The 15,890-nt window shown below is 65.9% G+C and carries 20 protein-coding genes; 13 read left to right on the top strand and 7 right to left on the bottom strand.

Annotated elements, in window-relative coordinates:
* The first annotated feature begins 80 nt into the window (after window positions 1-80).
* The 7 genes from ACH0AE_RS05325 to ACH0AE_RS05295 all read left to right on the top strand — a co-directional run bounded on the left by ACH0AE_RS05325 (window position 81) and on the right by ACH0AE_RS05295 (window position 5,941).
* Complete coding sequence (locus ACH0AE_RS05325) at window positions 81-659, top strand: LemA family protein (RefSeq protein ID WP_294445038.1); 579 nt, start codon at window positions 81-83, stop codon at window positions 657-659.
* Between the two features lie 118 nt (window positions 660-777).
* Window positions 778-1,635 (top strand): YgcG family protein, encoded by an 858-nt coding sequence (locus ACH0AE_RS05320; protein ID WP_294445048.1) that lies wholly within the window; start codon window positions 778-780, stop codon window positions 1,633-1,635.
* Window positions 1,635-2,306 (top strand): TPM domain-containing protein, encoded by a 672-nt coding sequence (locus tag ACH0AE_RS05315; protein WP_294445039.1) that lies wholly within the window; start codon window positions 1,635-1,637, stop codon window positions 2,304-2,306. Before ACH0AE_RS05320 ends, ACH0AE_RS05315 begins: the two co-directional genes overlap by 1 nt.
* A gap of 154 nt (window positions 2,307-2,460) precedes the next feature.
* On the top strand, window positions 2,461-2,637 hold the full coding sequence (locus tag ACH0AE_RS05310) for a hypothetical protein (RefSeq protein ID WP_406875514.1): 177 nt from the start codon (window positions 2,461-2,463) through the stop codon (window positions 2,635-2,637).
* 66 nt (window positions 2,638-2,703) lie between these two features.
* Window positions 2,704-4,089 (top strand): sorbosone dehydrogenase family protein, encoded by a 1,386-nt coding sequence (locus ACH0AE_RS05305; protein WP_294445042.1) that lies wholly within the window; start codon window positions 2,704-2,706, stop codon window positions 4,087-4,089.
* 91 nt (window positions 4,090-4,180) lie between these two features.
* Window positions 4,181-5,482, top strand: a complete 1,302-nt coding sequence (locus tag ACH0AE_RS05300; RefSeq protein ID WP_294445044.1) for an ectonucleotide pyrophosphatase/phosphodiesterase — start codon at window positions 4,181-4,183, stop codon at window positions 5,480-5,482.
* 9 nt (window positions 5,483-5,491) lie between these two features.
* The gene (locus ACH0AE_RS05295; protein ID WP_294445045.1) at window positions 5,492-5,941 is read left to right on the top strand and encodes a MaoC family dehydratase; all 450 of its coding nucleotides are present in this window, start codon (window positions 5,492-5,494) and stop codon (window positions 5,939-5,941) included.
* An 83-nt stretch (window positions 5,942-6,024) separates the two neighbouring features.
* On the opposite strand, the gene ACH0AE_RS05290 is transcribed toward ACH0AE_RS05295, so the two are convergent.
* The 5 genes from ACH0AE_RS05290 to petA all read right to left on the bottom strand — a co-directional run bounded on the left by ACH0AE_RS05290 (window position 6,025) and on the right by petA (window position 10,205).
* Window positions 6,025-6,639, bottom strand: coding sequence for a peptidase (locus tag ACH0AE_RS05290; RefSeq protein ID WP_406875513.1), 615 nt, complete (start codon window positions 6,637-6,639; stop codon window positions 6,025-6,027).
* Window positions 6,640-6,721: 82 nt separating this feature from the next.
* Window positions 6,722-7,306 carry an adenine phosphoribosyltransferase gene (locus tag ACH0AE_RS05285; RefSeq protein WP_294443762.1) on the bottom strand — a complete coding sequence of 195 codons (585 nt, stop codon included), beginning with the start codon at window positions 7,304-7,306 and terminating at the stop codon, window positions 6,722-6,724.
* Window positions 7,307-7,453: 147 nt separating this feature from the next.
* Window positions 7,454-8,296 (bottom strand): cytochrome c1, encoded by an 843-nt coding sequence (locus tag ACH0AE_RS05280; protein WP_294443709.1) that lies wholly within the window; start codon window positions 8,294-8,296, stop codon window positions 7,454-7,456.
* Window positions 8,297-8,321: 25 nt separating this feature from the next.
* Complete coding sequence (locus ACH0AE_RS05275; RefSeq protein ID WP_406875512.1) at window positions 8,322-9,608, bottom strand: cytochrome bc complex cytochrome b subunit; 1,287 nt, start codon at window positions 9,606-9,608, stop codon at window positions 8,322-8,324.
* A 12-nt stretch (window positions 9,609-9,620) separates the two neighbouring features.
* Window positions 9,621-10,205 carry a ubiquinol-cytochrome c reductase iron-sulfur subunit gene (petA, locus tag ACH0AE_RS05270; RefSeq protein WP_294443711.1) on the bottom strand — a complete coding sequence of 195 codons (585 nt, stop codon included), beginning with the start codon at window positions 10,203-10,205 and terminating at the stop codon, window positions 9,621-9,623.
* 174 nt (window positions 10,206-10,379) lie between these two features.
* On the opposite strand from petA, the gene ACH0AE_RS05265 reads away from it, so the two are divergent.
* The 3 genes from ACH0AE_RS05265 (at window position 10,380) to ACH0AE_RS05255 (ending at window position 12,351) form a co-directional block, all read left to right on the top strand.
* Window positions 10,380-10,826, top strand: a complete 447-nt coding sequence (locus tag ACH0AE_RS05265; RefSeq protein ID WP_294443712.1) for a tRNA (cytidine(34)-2'-O)-methyltransferase — start codon at window positions 10,380-10,382, stop codon at window positions 10,824-10,826.
* 71 nt (window positions 10,827-10,897) lie between these two features.
* Complete coding sequence (gene hemF / locus ACH0AE_RS05260; protein WP_294443714.1) at window positions 10,898-11,740, top strand: oxygen-dependent coproporphyrinogen oxidase; 843 nt, start codon at window positions 10,898-10,900, stop codon at window positions 11,738-11,740.
* 17 nt (window positions 11,741-11,757) lie between these two features.
* Window positions 11,758-12,351 carry an N-acetyltransferase gene (locus ACH0AE_RS05255; protein WP_294443716.1) on the top strand — a complete coding sequence of 198 codons (594 nt, stop codon included), beginning with the start codon at window positions 11,758-11,760 and terminating at the stop codon, window positions 12,349-12,351.
* Here ACH0AE_RS05255 and ACH0AE_RS05250 read toward each other — a convergent pair.
* Together ACH0AE_RS05250 and ACH0AE_RS05245 are read right to left on the bottom strand one after the other, a co-directional pair.
* Complete coding sequence (locus tag ACH0AE_RS05250) at window positions 12,321-13,067, bottom strand: hypothetical protein (protein WP_294443718.1); 747 nt, start codon at window positions 13,065-13,067, stop codon at window positions 12,321-12,323. The genes ACH0AE_RS05255 and ACH0AE_RS05250 overlap by 31 nt on opposite strands.
* Window positions 13,064-13,864: a hypothetical protein gene (locus tag ACH0AE_RS05245; protein ID WP_294443719.1), complete on the bottom strand. Its 801-nt coding sequence runs from the start codon at window positions 13,862-13,864 to the stop codon at window positions 13,064-13,066. Before ACH0AE_RS05245 ends, ACH0AE_RS05250 begins: the two co-directional genes overlap by 4 nt.
* Window positions 13,865-13,969: 105 nt before the next feature.
* On the opposite strand from ACH0AE_RS05245, the gene lipB reads away from it, so the two are divergent.
* From lipB to ACH0AE_RS05230, 3 genes are all read left to right on the top strand, one after another.
* Window positions 13,970-14,629: a lipoyl(octanoyl) transferase LipB gene (lipB, locus tag ACH0AE_RS05240; protein ID WP_294443765.1), complete on the top strand. Its 660-nt coding sequence runs from the start codon at window positions 13,970-13,972 to the stop codon at window positions 14,627-14,629.
* An 87-nt stretch (window positions 14,630-14,716) separates the two neighbouring features.
* The gene (locus ACH0AE_RS05235) at window positions 14,717-14,977 is read left to right on the top strand and encodes a hypothetical protein (RefSeq protein ID WP_294443722.1); all 261 of its coding nucleotides are present in this window, start codon (window positions 14,717-14,719) and stop codon (window positions 14,975-14,977) included.
* Between the two features lie 189 nt (window positions 14,978-15,166).
* On the top strand, window positions 15,167-15,865 hold the full coding sequence (locus tag ACH0AE_RS05230; RefSeq protein WP_294443724.1) for a hypothetical protein: 699 nt from the start codon (window positions 15,167-15,169) through the stop codon (window positions 15,863-15,865).
* The last annotated feature ends 25 nt before the right edge of the window (window positions 15,866-15,890 follow it).

The raw sequence follows: 15,890 nt of genomic DNA, 5'->3' as shown, positions 1-15,890 counted from the left end.
TTACGCGCCGATTGCCCCCTCGCCAAGCGCAGCCGCTGTCCTATATGAATGATACAGGCCGTTTTCGGAGACCCACGCTAATGACCTTTCGTCCCCTTCTTATCGTTGCGCTTTCCGCCAGCGTCGCCGGCTGCGGCATCAACAGCGTTCCGACCGCGGAGGAGAATGCCAAGGCGCGCTGGGCCGACGTGCAGAATCAGTATCAGCGCCGCGCTGATCTGATCCCCAATCTCGTGTCGACCGTGAAGGCGGCCGGCGCGCAGGAGAAGGATATTCTCACCGAGGTGACCAACGCGCGCGCGTCCGCCACGCAGGTCCAGGTGTCGCCTGACGATCTCAGCGATCCGGCGAAGATGCAGGCCTATCAGCGCGCGCAGGCGGGCCTCACCTTGTCGCTGCAGCGGCTGCAGGAAGCGTATCCGGAGCTGAAGAGCCAGGCGAATTATACCACGCTGATGAGCCAGCTCGAGGGCACGGAGAATCGCATCACCATCGCCCGCAACGATTATAATGCGGCGGTGCAGGCGTATAACACGCGCATCCGCACCTTCCCCGACGCGGTCGGCGCGAAGATCTTCTACGGTGCAAAGCCGATGGTGCCGTTCCAGGCGACCACGCCCGGCGCGGAAGCCGCGCCCAAGGTCGATTTCGGCAGCTGATCGATCGTTTCCCGGCGGGGTCGCCTCCCGGGGCGCCCCGCCCCATCTTGCGCCGGAGTAAATAGTGCAGCGCTTCCACAGGCTCAGCGCGAACGCATGGCGGTCCTTGCTCGCCGCGATGATCGTGGCCCTTGCCGCGATGATTGTCCTGCCGGCAACCGCGCAGACATTCCCCAAGTTCACCGGCTTCGTCGTCGACGCGGCCGATATCCTGCCCCCGAATGTCGAGGCGGAGCTGACGCAGAAGCTCGACGCGCTGCAGCGGGATACGAAACGGCAGCTGGTCGTCGCCACCGTTCCCAGCCTCGAAGGCTATCCGATCGAGGAATATGGCTACAAGCTCGGCCGGGCCTGGGGCGTTGGCCTGAAGGACGTCAACAACGGCGCGATCCTGCTGGTCGCCCCCAATGATCGCAAGGTGCGGATCGAGGTCGGCAATGGCCTCGAGCCCTTCCTGACCGACGCTTATTCCAGCGTCGTCATCAACAATGATGTCCTGCCTTACTTCAAGGAAGGCGACATGGCGGCCGGTGTGGTCGCCGGCACGGACGCGCTGATCGCGCAGCTGCGCGCCTCGCCGGAGGAAGCGCAGGCCAGGCTCGACGCCGCGATCAAGGAATTCGACAGCACCCGCAAGGCGCAGCGCAGCGGCGGCGGTGGCGGCTTCCCGCTCGGCCTTGTCTTCTGGGGCATGGTCGCGATGTTCGTGCTGCTGTCGCTCGGCCGGCGCGGCTCGGTCGGTCGCGGCAAGCGCTACCGCGACGATGGCGGCCTCAGCTCCGTCATCCTGTGGAACATCGCAGCCAATGTCGCGAGCGCGGCGCTGCGTGATAACGACGACGACGATCACTGGGGCGGCGGGGGCTTCGGCGGTGGTGGCGGCTTCGGCGGCGGTGGCGGCGGCTGGGGTGGCGGCGGCTTCGGCGGCGGCGGCGGCGGATCGTTCGGGGGCGGCGGCGCCTCGGGGAGCTGGTGATGCGCCTGTCTGCTGAAGATCATGCCAAGGTGACGGCGGCGGTCGCTGCGGCCGAAGAGCATACCGATGGCGAGATCGTGACGATCGTCGCCCGCACCTCCGATGCGTATCACGATGTCGGGCTGCACTGGGCGGTGCTGGCCTCGCTGCTCGTGCTGGCACTGCTGTCGGCATTCCCCAATTCGGTCGATGCGATCCATTTCCTCACCGGCGATCCGTGGAACGAGCATGTCTCGACCGGCACGGCACTCACCATCGCAACCGTGCTCGCGACGGTCACCTTCCTTGTCGTGCGTTATCTCCTCGCGATCCGCCCGCTGCGTATGGCGCTCACACCCGCTGCGACCAAGACGCGCCGGGTCCATGCCCGCGCGCTCGCCCTGTTCCGCACCAGCGCCGAACACCGCACCATCGCCGCGACCGGCGTGCTCCTTTACCTCAGCCTCGACGAGCATCGCGCCGAGATCGTCGCCGATGTCGGCATCCACAGCCGCGTTTCCAGTGACGTGTGGGGCCACGCGATGGCCGCGCTCGTCGCCGCGGTGAAGGACGGGCGCCCCGGAGACGGCATGGCGGCGGCAGTCCAGGAAATCGGCGTCGTGCTGGCCGAACATTTCCCGCGCACCGGCAGCAATCCCAACGAATTGCCCGATCGCCTGATCGAGCTATGAGCGCACCCACCGATGCCCCGCAAGTCATGTGGGAAGGCCGCTTCATTCGCATGATGCGGCAGGGCAATTGGGAATATGCCGATCGCAGTCGCGGAATCGGCGCCGCGGTGATTTCTGTTCCTCGCCCGGCATGGTCAGCGAAAGCTTTACGCTGGTGCGCGCCCGCGATCTCACGCGGGTCAGCGATGGCGGCGGCGATGCGGACGAGGATATCACCGTCCATCTCGTCCTGCGCCGGAATCTTGCTGCCTTCGTCGCGGCGAAGCGCGCCGCGGGCGTCGCGATCGATGTGAAGCTTATGCTGCTGCTCACCGACGTGCTGCTGCCCTGACCGGTCGGTTCGCGCCGGCAACGAACCACCCTTCCCCCGCTTCGCGTCGCGGCCTATCTCTTGGTCATGCGCAAACACATCCTGATCGTGATCGGCCTGCTGATCCTGGTGGCTGCCGGCATCCTTGTCTGGCTTGGCTGGCCCGACAAGGCGAAGGTCGATTTCGCCGACGTCACGGGCCAGCGGCCGCAGATCACCGAACCCCGCCGGCAGATGATCCCAACGGTCAAGGTGGCGAAGGCCGTCGGCTGGCCGCAGGGCGCCGCCCCGACGGCGGCCGAGGGCCTCACCGTCACCCGCTATGCCGAGGGCTTCGATCACCCGCGCTGGCTGTACCGCCTGCCCAACGGCGATATCCTCGTTGCCGAGACGAACTCACCGCCGCGTGAGGGTGGCGGGATCACGGGCGCTGCGATGAAGCTTCTGATGGGTCGCGGCGGCGCCGCGGTGCCGTCCGCGAACCGCATCACCCTGCTGCGCGATTCGAACGGCGACGGCCGGGTCGATGAAAAGCACGTGTTCATGACCGGGCTGAACTCGCCGCATGGCATGACTCTGTTCGAAGGACAGCTCTACATCGCGAACACCGATGCGCTGGTGCGCGTGCCCTACACCGAGGGCGCAACCAAGGTCACCGCCAAGCCCGAGACCGTCATCAAATATCCGGGCGGCGCCAATCACTGGGCGCGCAACGTCATCAATGCCGAGGATGGCCGCACCCTCTATCTCTCGATCGGCTCGGCCTCGAACATCGGCGAGAACGGCCTCGACAAGGAGCGGTTGCGCGCCGTCATCCTGCAGGTCTGGCCGAAGGAAAAGACGTACCGCATCTACGCCGCCGGCGTGCGCAACGCGAACGGCATGGCGCTCAACCCCAATACCAAGCAGCTGTGGACGGTCGTTAACGAGCGCGACATGCTCGGTTCGGATATCGTGCCGGACTATCTGACCGCGATTGAGCTTGGCGATCACTTCGGCTGGCCTTGGTATTATTGGGGCGGTTACCCCGACAAGCGCGTCGAGCCCGCCAACCCGCAGCTTCAGCAGTATTCGAAGCGTCCGGATTACGCGCTCGGGCCGCACGTCGCAGCGCTCGGCCTCACCTTCGCTACCGATGCGAAGCTTGGCGATCGCTTCGCGAACGGGGCCTTCATCGGCGAACATGGCTCATGGAACCGCGTGCCGGTCTCCGGCTATAAGGTCGTCTTCGTGCCCTTCACCGATCGCGGCTGGCCGGTGCCCGGCGCAAAGCCGGTCGACGTGCTCACCGGCTTCCTCAACGCCAAGGGCGAGGCGCAGGGCCGCCCGGTTGGCGTCATCACCGATCAAACCGGCGCGCTGCTGGTGGCGGACGACGTCGGCAACGTGATCTGGCGGGTGAGCGCGGCAGGGCAGCCTGCCGCAGGCCAGCCGGCTGCAGCACAGCGGGCTGGGCAGCCCGCCACCCGCTGATCCCTTCCCTGGCGCGCTTCCCTTGGGAAGCGCGTCAATTGTGACACGGCCAAGCAAGACAGGCGAGATCCCAGGCGCTACCGGGGCGCCCATGTTTCGCCGATTCCTCCCGACTCTCGCTGCGCTCTCCGCTCTGGCCGGATGCGCTTATCCCGCCAACCCACCGGCGCTCCCGCCCGCGAACACACCGGCCCCGCTTGCCGCCGCCGATGCCGTCGCGCGCCGCGCCCCGGTCACCATCCTGATCTCGATCGACGGCTTCCGGCCCGATTATCTCGATCGCGGGCTGACGCCGGTGCTCTCCCGCCTCGCCGCGGATGGCGTCACCGGGCCGATGCGGCCGAGCTTCCCGTCCAAGACCTTCCCGAACCACTGGACGATCGTCACTGGCCTGCGCCCCGATCGCCATGGCATCACCGCCAATTCGATGGAGGATCCCGCGCGCCCCGGCGAAGTCTTCACCATGGCGAACGACGATCCCTTCTGGTGGAACGCCGCTCCGCCGATCTGGGTGACGGCGGAAAAGGCGGGCATTCCCACCGCCTCCATGTACTGGCCCGGATCGAACGTCGGCTGGGGCGGCGTGCGCGCTTCTACCTGGCCCAACTATGTCACCGGCGGCACGCGGCCCACGGACTGGCAGCAGTTCAGCCAGCAAATGCCGAACGAGAACCGCGTGCGCGCAATCTTGGACTGGATGCGCCGTCCGGCCGCCACCCGTCCCCGGCTGGTGACCACTTATTTCGACGTCGTCGACACCGCCGGCCATCAATACGGTCCCACCTCGCCGCAGGTGAACGAGGCGCTGGTCGAGGTCGACCGCGCCATCGGCCAGCTCGTCGAAGGGCTTGCCGCGCAGGGCCAGGCCGCGAACCTCGTCATTGTCTCCGATCACGGCATGGCGGCCACCTCGAGCGATCGCGTGATCGCGCTCGACAAGATCGTTTCGACCGAAGACGCGCGCGTGGTCGAAAGCGGTCCCTACGCCACCTTCGCCCCGCTGCCGGGCCGCGACGCGGCCGTCGCTGCCGCGCTGCTGAAGCCGCACGCGCACATGGAATGCTGGCGCAAGGCTGAGATCCCGGCCCACCTCCATTATGGCAAGAATCCGCGCGTCCCGCCGTTCCTCTGCCTCGCCGAGGACGGCTGGATGACGTACAAGACCGCGCCGACCACGCCCTTCTCGCGCGGCGAACATGGCTTCGACAACAATCTGCCCAGCATGCGCGCGCTGTTCATCGCCAATGGCCCGGCCTTCGCCCGCGGGCAGCGTATCGAAGATTTCGACAACGTCTCGGTCGCGCCGCTGCTGCGCACGTTGCTCGGCCTGCCGGCGGATCCTACGCTGGACGGGACGGATGCACCGTTCCGCCCGGTGCTGACGCAACGATAAGGAGAGGCAATGCAGTATTTCGAGGACATCGCTGTCGGCACGAAGGCCAGTTTCGGCAGCTACCGGGTGACGCGCGAGGAAGTGATGGAATTCGCCGCGCGTTACGATCCGCAGCCGTTCCACCTCTCCGACGAAGCTGCCGCGCAGACGCACTTCGGCCGCATCTCTGCCAGCGGCTGGCATACCTGCGCGATGGTGATGTCGATGATCGTCGAGAACCTGAAGAACAACCGCCAGGCGGGCCTCGGCTCGCCCGGTGTAGACGAGCTGCGCTGGCTGAAGCCGGTCTATCCCGGCGATACGCTGCGCTGCGAAACCGAGGTGATCGAGAAGCGCCAGTCGCAGTCACGCCCCGAAATGGGGATCTTCAAAAGCCGGATGACAGTCTACAATCAGGATGACGTGCCGGTCATGTCGATGGTGTCTAACGGCCTCATCGCCACGCGCCCGGCCGCCTGACGCTCAACGACAAACGCCACCCCGGATGATGATCCGGGATGGCAGTTCGTTTCCCTTAGACCACGCGCCGTGGCCCGGCCCGGTTACTGCCGGCGCGGCCGGGCGTAGCGCGGCTGCGCCGTGCGCGGCTGGGCACGGTTGAACCCCGGCGAGGATCGCGGCGCGCGATATCCCTCGGTGCGGTTTTCGCGGCGGTAGTCGCGATAGTCCTGCCTAACGTCGTTGCGGAATTCGCGGCGTGCCTCGCGCCGCCCCTGCTGGAACTGCCCGCGATCGATTTCGCCGCTACCATACGCGCGGCGATTGTCGCGCAGGTCGCCGCGATAGTCGCGCCGCTCATTGCGGTAATCACGCCGGAATCCGTCCCAGTTCGCCTGCGCGCCCGAACGATTCCACCCCGGCCGGCCCTGCCAGTAACGACGCTGTGCATCGTTCCAGCGATGCGGGCGGCGATAGCGATCGTACACGTAGATGCCGGTGCCCGGATAATAGAAGTTGTTATACCAGCCGAAGGTGCTGCCATAGCCATAGCCGGCATAGCCCGGATAACCGCCGAACCCGTCGTAATAGGGATCGCCGACATAGCCCGAGCTATAGCCAAGCGACGCACCGCCATAGCCATAGCCGTCGGTGCAGGCGGCCGTGCCCATGCCGATCCCGGCGAGCAACGCGACTAGGCCGATGCGTTTCCACTTCATCTCATGTCTCCCGAACGTTGGAGCCGCGGCAGAAAACGCGCCGCGCAGTTAACGGCAAACTCGGCCTGATAAGTGAAGTTCCCTAGTGCCCGGGAAACGACATCAGCGCGTCCACCTGAATACCATCGCCGCGCAGCAGATCGGCGCCGCCCAGATCGGGCAGATCTACCAGGAACTGCGCCTGTACTACCTCGGCCCCCGCCTTGCGCAGCAGCCGGACCGCGGCGCGCGCCGTGCCGCCGGTTGCGATCAGGTCATCGATCAGCAGCACGCGCGCGCCCGGCGCACAGGCATCGGCATGCATGGCGATCCGGTCCTGGCCATATTCCAGCGCGTAATCCTCCGCGATCGTCGCACCCGGCAGCTTGCCGTCCTTGCGGATCAGCAGCACGCCTGCCTTCAGCGGCACGGCCAGCGCAGCGGCGAACAGGAAGCCGCGCGCCTCGATCCCCGCAACGAGATCCACCGGCCCCTTCACCGCTGCCACCATCCGATCGACGGCGGTGGCGAGGCCGTGCGGGTCGAGCAACAGCGTGGTGATGTCGCGAAACTGGATCCCGGGCTTCGGGAAGTCGGGGATCGTCCGGATCAGCGCTTTCAGGTCTTCGTTGCTGCCTCCCGTCGATACGGGCAACAGGTCGGTCGAGCGGCGGTCGTCATAGCTCATCCGCCCCACATGCTCTTCGCCGCCCGCCATCGCAAGCAACCGTGATGCGCCCTCCCCCGCGGGCTGCGCGTGCCCGGCCCACGAAAAAGCCCCGCTCGCATCATGCGGGCGGGGCTCGTTCTCGTCAGCCTTCGGTGAAGGCCGGGCTCAATGCTTCACGTTGCGCCATACGTTCTGGTAGGCGCCCCAGGTCAGGAACACGAAGATCGCCAGGAAGATGATCGTCGCGAAGCCTGCGGCGTGGCGGGACTCCAGGTTCGGCTCCGCGGTCCAGGTCAGGAAGGCGGCGACGTCGTCGGCCATCTGCTGCTTGGTCGCCTGCGTGCCATCCTCGTAGGTCACCTGCCCGTCCGAGGTGAGCGGCGGCGGCATCGCGATGTTGAGGTTCGCGAAATACGGGTTGTAGTGCAGGCCTTCGGGCGTCTTGGCGTCCGGGAACTTGCGCAGAAGCTCGGCCGGCTGGTTCTGGTAGCCGGTCAGCAGCGACGCGACATAGTTCGCCCCGTCGTGACGTGCCTTGGTGATCAGCGACAGGTCAGGCGGCAGCGCATTGTTGTTCGCCGCGCGGGCCGCAACCTCGTTGGCATACGGGCTCGGGAAGCGGTCGAACGGCAAGTTCTTGCGCGTCGCGGCTTCGCCCGTGTCCGGGTTCACGCTCGGCTGCTCGATCGGCCAGGCCTGTGCCAGCGCCTTCACCTGACCCTCGCTATAGCCGATCTGCTCGAGATCGCGGAACGAGACGTACTTCAGGCTGTGGCAGGCGGCGCAAACCTCCTGATACACCTTCAGGCCGCGCTGCAGCTGCTGCTTGTCGAACTTGCCGAACATGCCGGCCGAGGAGAGCCCCACATCCTTGGGATGGAGGTGGAACTCATGCTCCGCGGTCTCGGGCGCCGGATCGGTGATCGCGGTCGAAATCGTGCCGAACAGCGCGATGCCGAGCACGAAGACGAAGCCGGCCCCGATCAGGAGTGCGATGGTACGAACCATTGTTTTCTAATTCCCCCGTATCGGCTCAGTGCGCCATCGCGGTCTTGGTCGGCGAGGTGCCGCCATGCTTCGCGAGCACCGCTTCGGTGATCGAGTTCGGCAGCGGGAGCGGACGCTCCGAGCGCGAAACGATCGGCAGGATGATCAGGAAGTGCGCGAAGTAATAAGCCGTCGCGATCTGACCGATGATAACGTTGCGCGCGGTTGCTTCTGCGCCGCCGACATAGCCGAGCACCAGCACGTCGATGAGCAGGACCAGCAGGAACCAGCGGTACGTCGGACGATAGTTGGCCGAACGGACCGGCGAGCTGTCCAGCCACGGCAGGAAGAACAGCAGCAGGATCGAGCCGAACATCGCCAGCACGCCCCACAGCTTGCCCGTCAGGATGAAGTCCGCGGTGAAGCTCTTGAGGATCGCGTAGAACGGCAGGAAGTACCATTCCGGAACGATGTGCGCCGGCGTCGAGAGCGGGTTCGCCTCTATGTAGTTGTCCGGATGGCCAAGCAGGTTCGGCGAGAAGAAGATCAGCGCCGCGAAGATCAGGAAGAAGACAGCGACGCCAACGCCGTCCTTCGCCGTGTAATACGGGTGGAACGGCACCGTGTCCTGCTCGCCCTTCACGTCGACGCCGGTCGGATTGTTCGAACCCGGGATGTGCAGCGCCCAGATGTGCAGGATGATGACGCCCGCGATCACGAACGGCAGCAGATAGTGCAGCGAGAAGAAGCGATTAAGCGCGGCATTGTCCGGCGCGAAGCCGCCCAGCAGCCACACGCGGATCGGCTCGCCGACCAGGGGGATCGCCGAGAAGAAGCCGGTGATCACCTGCGCGCCCCAGAAGCTCATCTGGCCCCACGGAAGCACGTAACCCATGAAGGCGGTCGCCATCATGAGAAGGAAGATCACGACGCCCAGCAGCCACACCATCTCGCGCGGCGCCTTGTACGACCCATAATAAAGGCCGCGGGCAATGTGGATGTAGACGACGGCGAGGAACATCGACGCGCCATTGGCGTGCGCATAACGCAGGAACCAGCCGGCATTCACGTCACGCATGATGCTTTCGACCGAGGCGAAGGCCACCGCGCCATTGGCGGCATAATGCATCGCCAGCACGACGCCGGTGACGATCTGCACCACCAGCGCAAGGCCGGCGAGCACGCCGAAATTCCACCAATAGTTGAGGTTGCGCGGCACCGGATAACCGGCACCAACGGCGTTGTAGACGAGGCGCGGCAGCGGCAGCTTCTCGTCCATCCACCGCATCAGCGGCTGCTTCGGCTCATAATGATTGGCCCAGGGAAAGCTCATCTGTGTGCTACCTCAACCGACCGTCACGACGGTGTCGGACGTAAATTCATAATCGGGAACGACGAGGTTCGTCGGTGCGGGTCCCTGGCGGATGCGGCCGGCGGTGTCATAGGCGGAGCCGTGGCACGGGCAGAAATAGCCGCCGAACGGCCCCTTGTTCTCGCCTTCGCCGGCGCCCAGCGGCACGCAGCCGAGATGGGTGCACACGCCCAGCGTGATCAGCCAGTTCTTCTTGCCGCTCTTGGTGCGCTCTTCCAGCGTCTGCGGGTCGCGAAGCGAACTCACCGCCACCGCATCGGCTTCCGCGATCTCCTTCGGCGTCAGGTTGCGCACGAACAGCGGCTGCTTGCGGAACGTGGACTTGATCGCCTGCCCCGGCTCGATCTTGCTGATGTCGATCTCGGTGGTCGACAGCGCCAGCACGTCGGCCGACGGATTCATCTGGTTGATCAGCGGCAGAACGATCACGCCTGCGCCAACGCCCGCCCATGCAACGGCCGCGATATTGATGAAATCGCGCCGGCGGGGGTCGTGGGCTTCCTCCAGATAAGGTTTCGGGTTTTCGCCTGGAGGAATCGTGCTCTCGACCGTCGCCATTCGCTAAACCCTTGTCCTTCCTGCCGGAGTCGGCCGCATCTTTGGAGATAGAGGTCCCCTGCGCCCGCCCATGGAATCCCCCCGTCCCCACGGAGGTTCGCGGCCTGATAGCTGCGCCCCCCGCGCCTGCCAACTGCCATTTTGCGCGGGCGTGACGGTGCTGTAACGGGCGCCATGCGCCTCGCCCTCTACGAACCGGACATCGCCGGCAACGTCGGCACCATCATGCGGACCTGTTCCTGCTTCGGCGTCGGGCTGGATCTGATCGAGCCGATGGGCTTCCCTTGGGGCGATCGCGCCTTGCGTCGCGCCGGCATGGATTATGCCGCCGCGGGGGACATCGTCCGCCATGTCGATTGGCGATCGTTTGAGGCGCACATCACCGGGCGTCTGGTGCTCGCCACCACACGCGGCGCGGTGGATCTATGGTCCGCCCGGTTCGATCCCGATGACGTGCTCCTCTTCGGCAGCGAGGGCGCGGGCGTGCCCGATCACGTCCATGCCCGCGCCGATCTTGCGGTGCGAATCCCGCTGCGCCCTGGCCTCCGCTCCCTCAACGTCGCGGTCAGTGCCGGCATCATGCTGGCAGAGGCACTTCGCCAGACGCAGCCACAACGGTGACCTCCTCTCCTTCCCCGCTGAGACATTCTGTCACCTCGACACGCCGTCCGCGCTATCGTTAAGGCACCACCATGATCGACCTCGACACCGAACAAGAAATCGCCCGCACGTGGTTCGAACAGCTGCGCGACCTGATCTGCGCCGAGTTCGAAGCGATCGAGCGTGAGGCCGGTTCCGATGCCAGCTTCACCTATATCCCCTGGGACCGCCCCGATCCCTCCCGCGCGCCCGGCGGCGGCGGTGTCCGCGGCGTCATGAAGGGCCGCGTGTTCGAGAAGGTCGGCGTCAACGTCTCCACCGTCGGCGGCAGGTTCGAGAGCGATTTCGGCAAGACCATTCACGGCGCGGAGGAAGACCCGACCTTCGTCGCCACCGGCATCAGCCTCGTCGCGCACATGGCCAACCCGCACGTTCCCGCGGTGCACATGAACACGCGCTTCCTGTCGACCACCAAGCGCTGGTTCGGCGGCGGCGCCGATCTCAACCCGCCGTTGCCGATCGCCGAGGATACCGAGGACTTCCACCGCACGCTGAAGAATGCCTGCGATGCCCATGATCCCACGCACTATCCGCGCTTCAAGCAATGGGCGGACGATTATTTCTACATCCCCCATCGCAAGGTTCATCGCGGCGTCGGCGGCATCTTCTACGATCACCTCGAGGGTGATTTCGCCGCCAACTTCGCCTTCACCCAGGATGTCGGCCGCGCCTTCCTCGACGTCTTTCCCCGCATCGTCCGCCGCCGCATGAACCTGCCCTTCACCGAGGCGGAGATGGAACAGCGCAACGCGTGGCGTGGCCGTTATGCGGAATTCAACCTCGTCTATGATCGCGGCACGCTCTTCGGCCTCAAGACCGGCGGCAACATCGATGCGATCCTGATGAGCCTGCCCCCTGTCGCCACCTGGGGCTGAGCAAGGAGGCTGACGGCATGAGCCTGATCGACGTCCCCGATGATCAGCTCGCGACCATCGTCACCACGCTCGAGATGCACCGGCGCCCGCCGCTCCGCCCCAGCCCGCCCTCGCGGTTGCGGCTGGTGCGCTGGGATCGCCCTTCCCCGGCCGCCTATCGCACGCTGTTCCGCCGTGTCGGCGCGCCATGGCTGTGGTTCTCGCGCCTCGTGCTCGACGATTCGGCGCTGCTCGCGATCATCCACGATGCCGGCATCGAGGTGTATGCCGCCACTGACGCGGCCGGCATCGAGGTCGGGATGCTGGAGCTCGATTTCCGCCACGCCGGCGCCTGCGAGCTTTCCTATTTCGGCCTCGTGCCGGAACTGACCGGCCAGGGCCATGGGAGCTGGCTGATGGCCGAGGCGATGACGCGCATGTGGCGCAAGGGGATCGATCGTGTGTGGGTTCACACCTGCACGCTCGATCATCCCTCCGCTCTCGGGTTCTACCGTGCCAAGGGCTTCATCCCGGTGAGGCGCACCGTGGAAACCTTCATCGATCCCCGCGCCGCGGGCCTGCTACCCGAGGAGTGCGCGCCTCACGTGCCGCTGCTGGCGAAGCCGCGATAGGTCGCGATCCCCAACATCAGCAGCGCGACATTGTAGATCGTCCCCGCGATTGCCATCAGCGCGGTCACCAGCGCGATCACGAACGGATTGTCATGCCCCGGCTCGCGCAGCCACGTGTCGAGCGGGAACAGCGGGCTCACCACCATCCATTGCACCAGGAACAGGGTGACGACGGCGCCCAGCAGCGCCCAGCGCACATCGCCGGTCACACGCCAGCTGCGCCCCATCGCGCGCGCGGCGCTCTGGTTCGGCTCCGCCACGATCACCGGTACCACCACGATCAGCCGTGCCTGCATGAACAGGCCGGGCAGCACGAACATCCACAGGCCAAGCCCCACGGGGATCGCGACCAGCAGGTTCGCCAGCACGAACCGCCCGATCCGGCGCAGCGCCAGCCGCAGCGCGTCGGCAACACTCGGCCGGTCGGGCGTCAGCAGCAAGGTGGCGATCGCTGACAGCCCGACGATCCCGATCAGGTCCGCCGCGACATACCAGAAGGCGTTGCCCTGCCCCCAAACCGCGACGGCGTTGAACCACGCCTCCATCGCCTGTTCATCGCCGCTCTCGCGCGGCAGCGTCGGCAACGGATCGCACAGCAATTGCACCGCAAAGGCGGGCAGGAAGATCAGCGCGCCGGCCAGGCGCACGATGAGATCGGCCTCGCGCCGGAAGACGCCCCAGGCGTCTGCCAGCAGCCGCACGAAGGAAGGGTTCATGCTTCCCCGCGCGCGTCCCGGGCCGCCAGGTAGAACTGGCCGGAAAAGACCGACTGGAGCACGCTGAACACTGCGGTCACGGCGGCGGTCGACAGCGCGACCATGAAGGTCACCGTCGCCGCGCCCTCGCTGCCGACAACCAGCCGCACGACGACGCCGATGATTGAGGTCACCGCCAGCAGCGTCACCAGCATCACGATCGAATAGAGGATCAGCACGCCGATCAGCTTCATCGTCGATCCGCGGGTCAGCGCAAAGGAGCGCCGGATCGCGCCCAGCCCCAGCCGTTCGTTCACGATGACGGCGAGCAGCGGCACCAGCCGCGCCGTCACCCAGAACAGCGCGATCAGCAGCGCCATGAAATAGAGCGAGGCAAATCCGGCGCTGGCAAGGTTCACCCCCTCCTGCGGCAGGTTCGCCCGCGCGCGAACCGGATCGAAGCCGGACGAGACGAGCAGCAGAACACCCGGCAGCGCGGCCATGAACAGCACCAGCACCAGCACGATGAGGATCCCCAGCAGCGGCCCGACGCGCGCGCCGCCGATCGCCAGCGCAGAACCGCGATCGACCGACGGGTCCGTCGCCACGGCCGTGATCGCCAGCGCCCCGATCGCGGTCGCCACCGCTACGGCGATCGAGACGAGCCCGCCAATTATGGATGTCGTCGATCCGCTCGTATTCGCGTCGACCAGCGCCTGCAGCACCGTCGGCACGAACAGCAGCATCAGCGCGATGGACGCGAGGATCGCGAACCTTCCCGCGATCACATCCATCGTCCGGTCCCAGACCGTACCCACGCTGACCATCAACCGACCCGTCTTTCGCTGTTGCCCGTCGCCCACGCTACTCTATCGCTGCGATGCTTGCCAATTGGTTCGCCCGTCCGCATCTCGCACGGCGTGATTGATGACACTATCGAATGGCGGGTGACGCCCGGCCTCACTGACTATCCCGCTGCCCTGGCCGAGATGGAGGCGCGCGCCGCCGCCGTCGTGGCTGGCGAGGCGCGCGAGCTGGTCTGGCTGCTCGAACATCCGCCGGTCTATACTGCGGGGACGAGTGCCGATCCCACCGAGCTGATCGACCCGCGCTTCCCCGTGGTCGATGCCGGCCGCGGCGGTCGCTACACCTATCATGGGCCCGGCCAGCGCATCGGCTATCTCGTGCTCGACCTCAATCGCCGCGGGCGCGACGTGCGCTGTTTCGTCCACGCCGTCGAAGGCTGGGTTATCAACGCGCTGGCGCAGCTTGGCATCACCGCCTTCCGCGCGCCCGGCCGGATCGGCATCTGGACCCATGACGCGGCAGGACAGGAAGCGAAGATCGGCGCGATCGGCGTCCGTGTGCGCCGCTGGGTGACGATGCATGGTTTCTCGGTGAACCTGTCCCCTGATCTGGCGCACTTCGGTGGGATCGTCCCCTGCGGCATCGCGGAATACCCGGTTACGAGCGCTGCGGCGCTCGGCAGCGACGCCACCCTTGAAACCTTTGACGCCGCGCTCGCGTTGACGGCCGACGCGTTCCTGCAAAGTCTTTCTTGCAAGGGTGAAATCGAGGCTTGAGGGGGCGCGGTTCTGTGTCTAATATCCACTTTGATTTGGGTATTAAGGATCCATCCGCGTCCAAATCCACTATCTAGGGAGCTATCCATGCGTGTTATCTCGAAGATTCTGACGGGTTCCGCCCTCGCCGCGGCCGCTCTGGCCGTGTCGGCTTGCGGCTCGAAGACCGACACGACCGTCGACAACACCACCATCACCGACATGAACGCCACCGAGGGCATGGACACCATGACCGACAACATGACGGCGGTGGACGCTGGCATGAACGGCGGCATGATGGCGAACGACACGATGATGTCGAACGACACGATGATGTCGAACGACATGACCGCCACCAACGCGATGTAATCATCGCGCCTTTGGCGTGTTTGAAGGGCCGCTCGGGCAACCGGGCGGCCCTTTCCATATCTGAGGCGGTACCCACACCGGCGGTCGTTTCACCAGCGTCCGAAATGTTCCATGCCGGCCACAAATTAGGTTGGCGATTCACGCCAAAACGCCTATGAATCCCGCGCGTTGCGTCAAAGGGGTTTTGTGATGAGCGGGTTGCGGTTGGTTGGCGCTGGCATGGTGGCAGCGACGCTTTTGATGTCCTCGCCGGCATCGGCGCAATTCTTCATGAAATCCAAGGATCTGTCCGGCCAGGTGGTGCGTGGCGACGAGCAGGGCGTGGCGCAGCCGATGCCCGGCGCGACCGAGAAGGAGCTGCGCGCTGGCCTCAGCTGGACGCTGCGTGCCGCGCTCAACGTCGCCGCGCTGCAATGCCAGTTCGAGCCGACGCTGCTGACGGTCGACAATTACAATGCCGTGCTGACCGATCATAAGGACGAGCTCAAGGAGTCCTATGATACCCTGCGCGGCTATTTCGCCCGCACCAACAAGGGCGTGAAGGCCGGTCAGTCGGCGCTCGACCAGTTCGGCACCCGCACCTATTCCAGCTTCAACGCCGTCGCATCGCAGTACAATTTCTGCCAGGCCGCCGGCGAGATCGGCCGTCAGGCGCTATATGCGCCGCGCGGCAGCTTCGGCACCGTCGCGCAGGAGCAGATGCGTAAGCTGCGCAACAGCCTGGTGCCGTGGGGCGAGCAGCAGTTCCCGCGCTATGTTCACACCGATCCGCGAATCCCGCGGCTGGACAATGTCTGCTGGTCCAAGAAGGGCGAGTGGCAGGTGCGCAAGTGCGGCGCGCTCGATTTCCCGCCGCCGCTCGCGCCGGTCAACGTCGCGCAGCGCTGAGCCCCGCCATTCGGATCACCATCTG

The sequence above is a fragment of the Sphingomonas sp. 179-A 2A2 NHS genome (genome assembly GCF_045371305.1).
GTDB lineage: Bacteria > Pseudomonadota > Alphaproteobacteria > Sphingomonadales > Sphingomonadaceae > Sphingomonas.
This window is presented reverse-complemented; position numbering and strand designations above follow the sequence as displayed.

Bases quoted from the DNA above. Each gene is read 5' to 3' on its own strand.
- petA (WP_294443711.1), bottom strand. From the start codon at position 10,205: ATGGCGACGGTCGAGAGCACGATTCCTCCAGGCGAAAACCCGAAACCT.
- ACH0AE_RS05325 (WP_294445038.1), top strand. From the start codon at position 81: ATGACCTTTCGTCCCCTTCTTATCGTTGCGCTTTCCGCCAGCGTCGCC.
- ACH0AE_RS05305 (WP_294445042.1), top strand. From the start codon at position 2,704: ATGCGCAAACACATCCTGATCGTGATCGGCCTGCTGATCCTGGTGGCT.
- ACH0AE_RS05300 (WP_294445044.1), top strand. From the start codon at position 4,181: ATGTTTCGCCGATTCCTCCCGACTCTCGCTGCGCTCTCCGCTCTGGCC.
- ACH0AE_RS05275 (WP_406875512.1), bottom strand. From the start codon at position 9,608: ATGAGCTTTCCCTGGGCCAATCATTATGAGCCGAAGCAGCCGCTGATG.
- ACH0AE_RS05315 (WP_294445039.1), top strand. From the start codon at position 1,635: ATGCGCCTGTCTGCTGAAGATCATGCCAAGGTGACGGCGGCGGTCGCT.
- ACH0AE_RS05285 (WP_294443762.1), bottom strand. From the start codon at position 7,306: ATGAGCTATGACGACCGCCGCTCGACCGACCTGTTGCCCGTATCGACG.
- ACH0AE_RS05280 (WP_294443709.1), bottom strand. From the start codon at position 8,296: ATGGTTCGTACCATCGCACTCCTGATCGGGGCCGGCTTCGTCTTCGTG.
- hemF (WP_294443714.1), top strand. From the start codon at position 10,898: ATGATCGACCTCGACACCGAACAAGAAATCGCCCGCACGTGGTTCGAA.
- ACH0AE_RS05290 (WP_406875513.1), bottom strand. From the start codon at position 6,639: ATGAAGTGGAAACGCATCGGCCTAGTCGCGTTGCTCGCCGGGATCGGC.
- ACH0AE_RS05235 (WP_294443722.1), top strand. From the start codon at position 14,717: ATGCGTGTTATCTCGAAGATTCTGACGGGTTCCGCCCTCGCCGCGGCC.
- ACH0AE_RS05295 (WP_294445045.1), top strand. From the start codon at position 5,492: ATGCAGTATTTCGAGGACATCGCTGTCGGCACGAAGGCCAGTTTCGGC.
- ACH0AE_RS05320 (WP_294445048.1), top strand. From the start codon at position 778: ATGATCGTGGCCCTTGCCGCGATGATTGTCCTGCCGGCAACCGCGCAG.
- ACH0AE_RS05250 (WP_294443718.1), bottom strand. From the start codon at position 13,067: ATGAACCCTTCCTTCGTGCGGCTGCTGGCAGACGCCTGGGGCGTCTTC.
- ACH0AE_RS05255 (WP_294443716.1), top strand. From the start codon at position 11,758: ATGAGCCTGATCGACGTCCCCGATGATCAGCTCGCGACCATCGTCACC.
- ACH0AE_RS05265 (WP_294443712.1), top strand. From the start codon at position 10,380: ATGCGCCTCGCCCTCTACGAACCGGACATCGCCGGCAACGTCGGCACC.
- ACH0AE_RS05230 (WP_294443724.1), top strand. From the start codon at position 15,167: ATGAGCGGGTTGCGGTTGGTTGGCGCTGGCATGGTGGCAGCGACGCTT.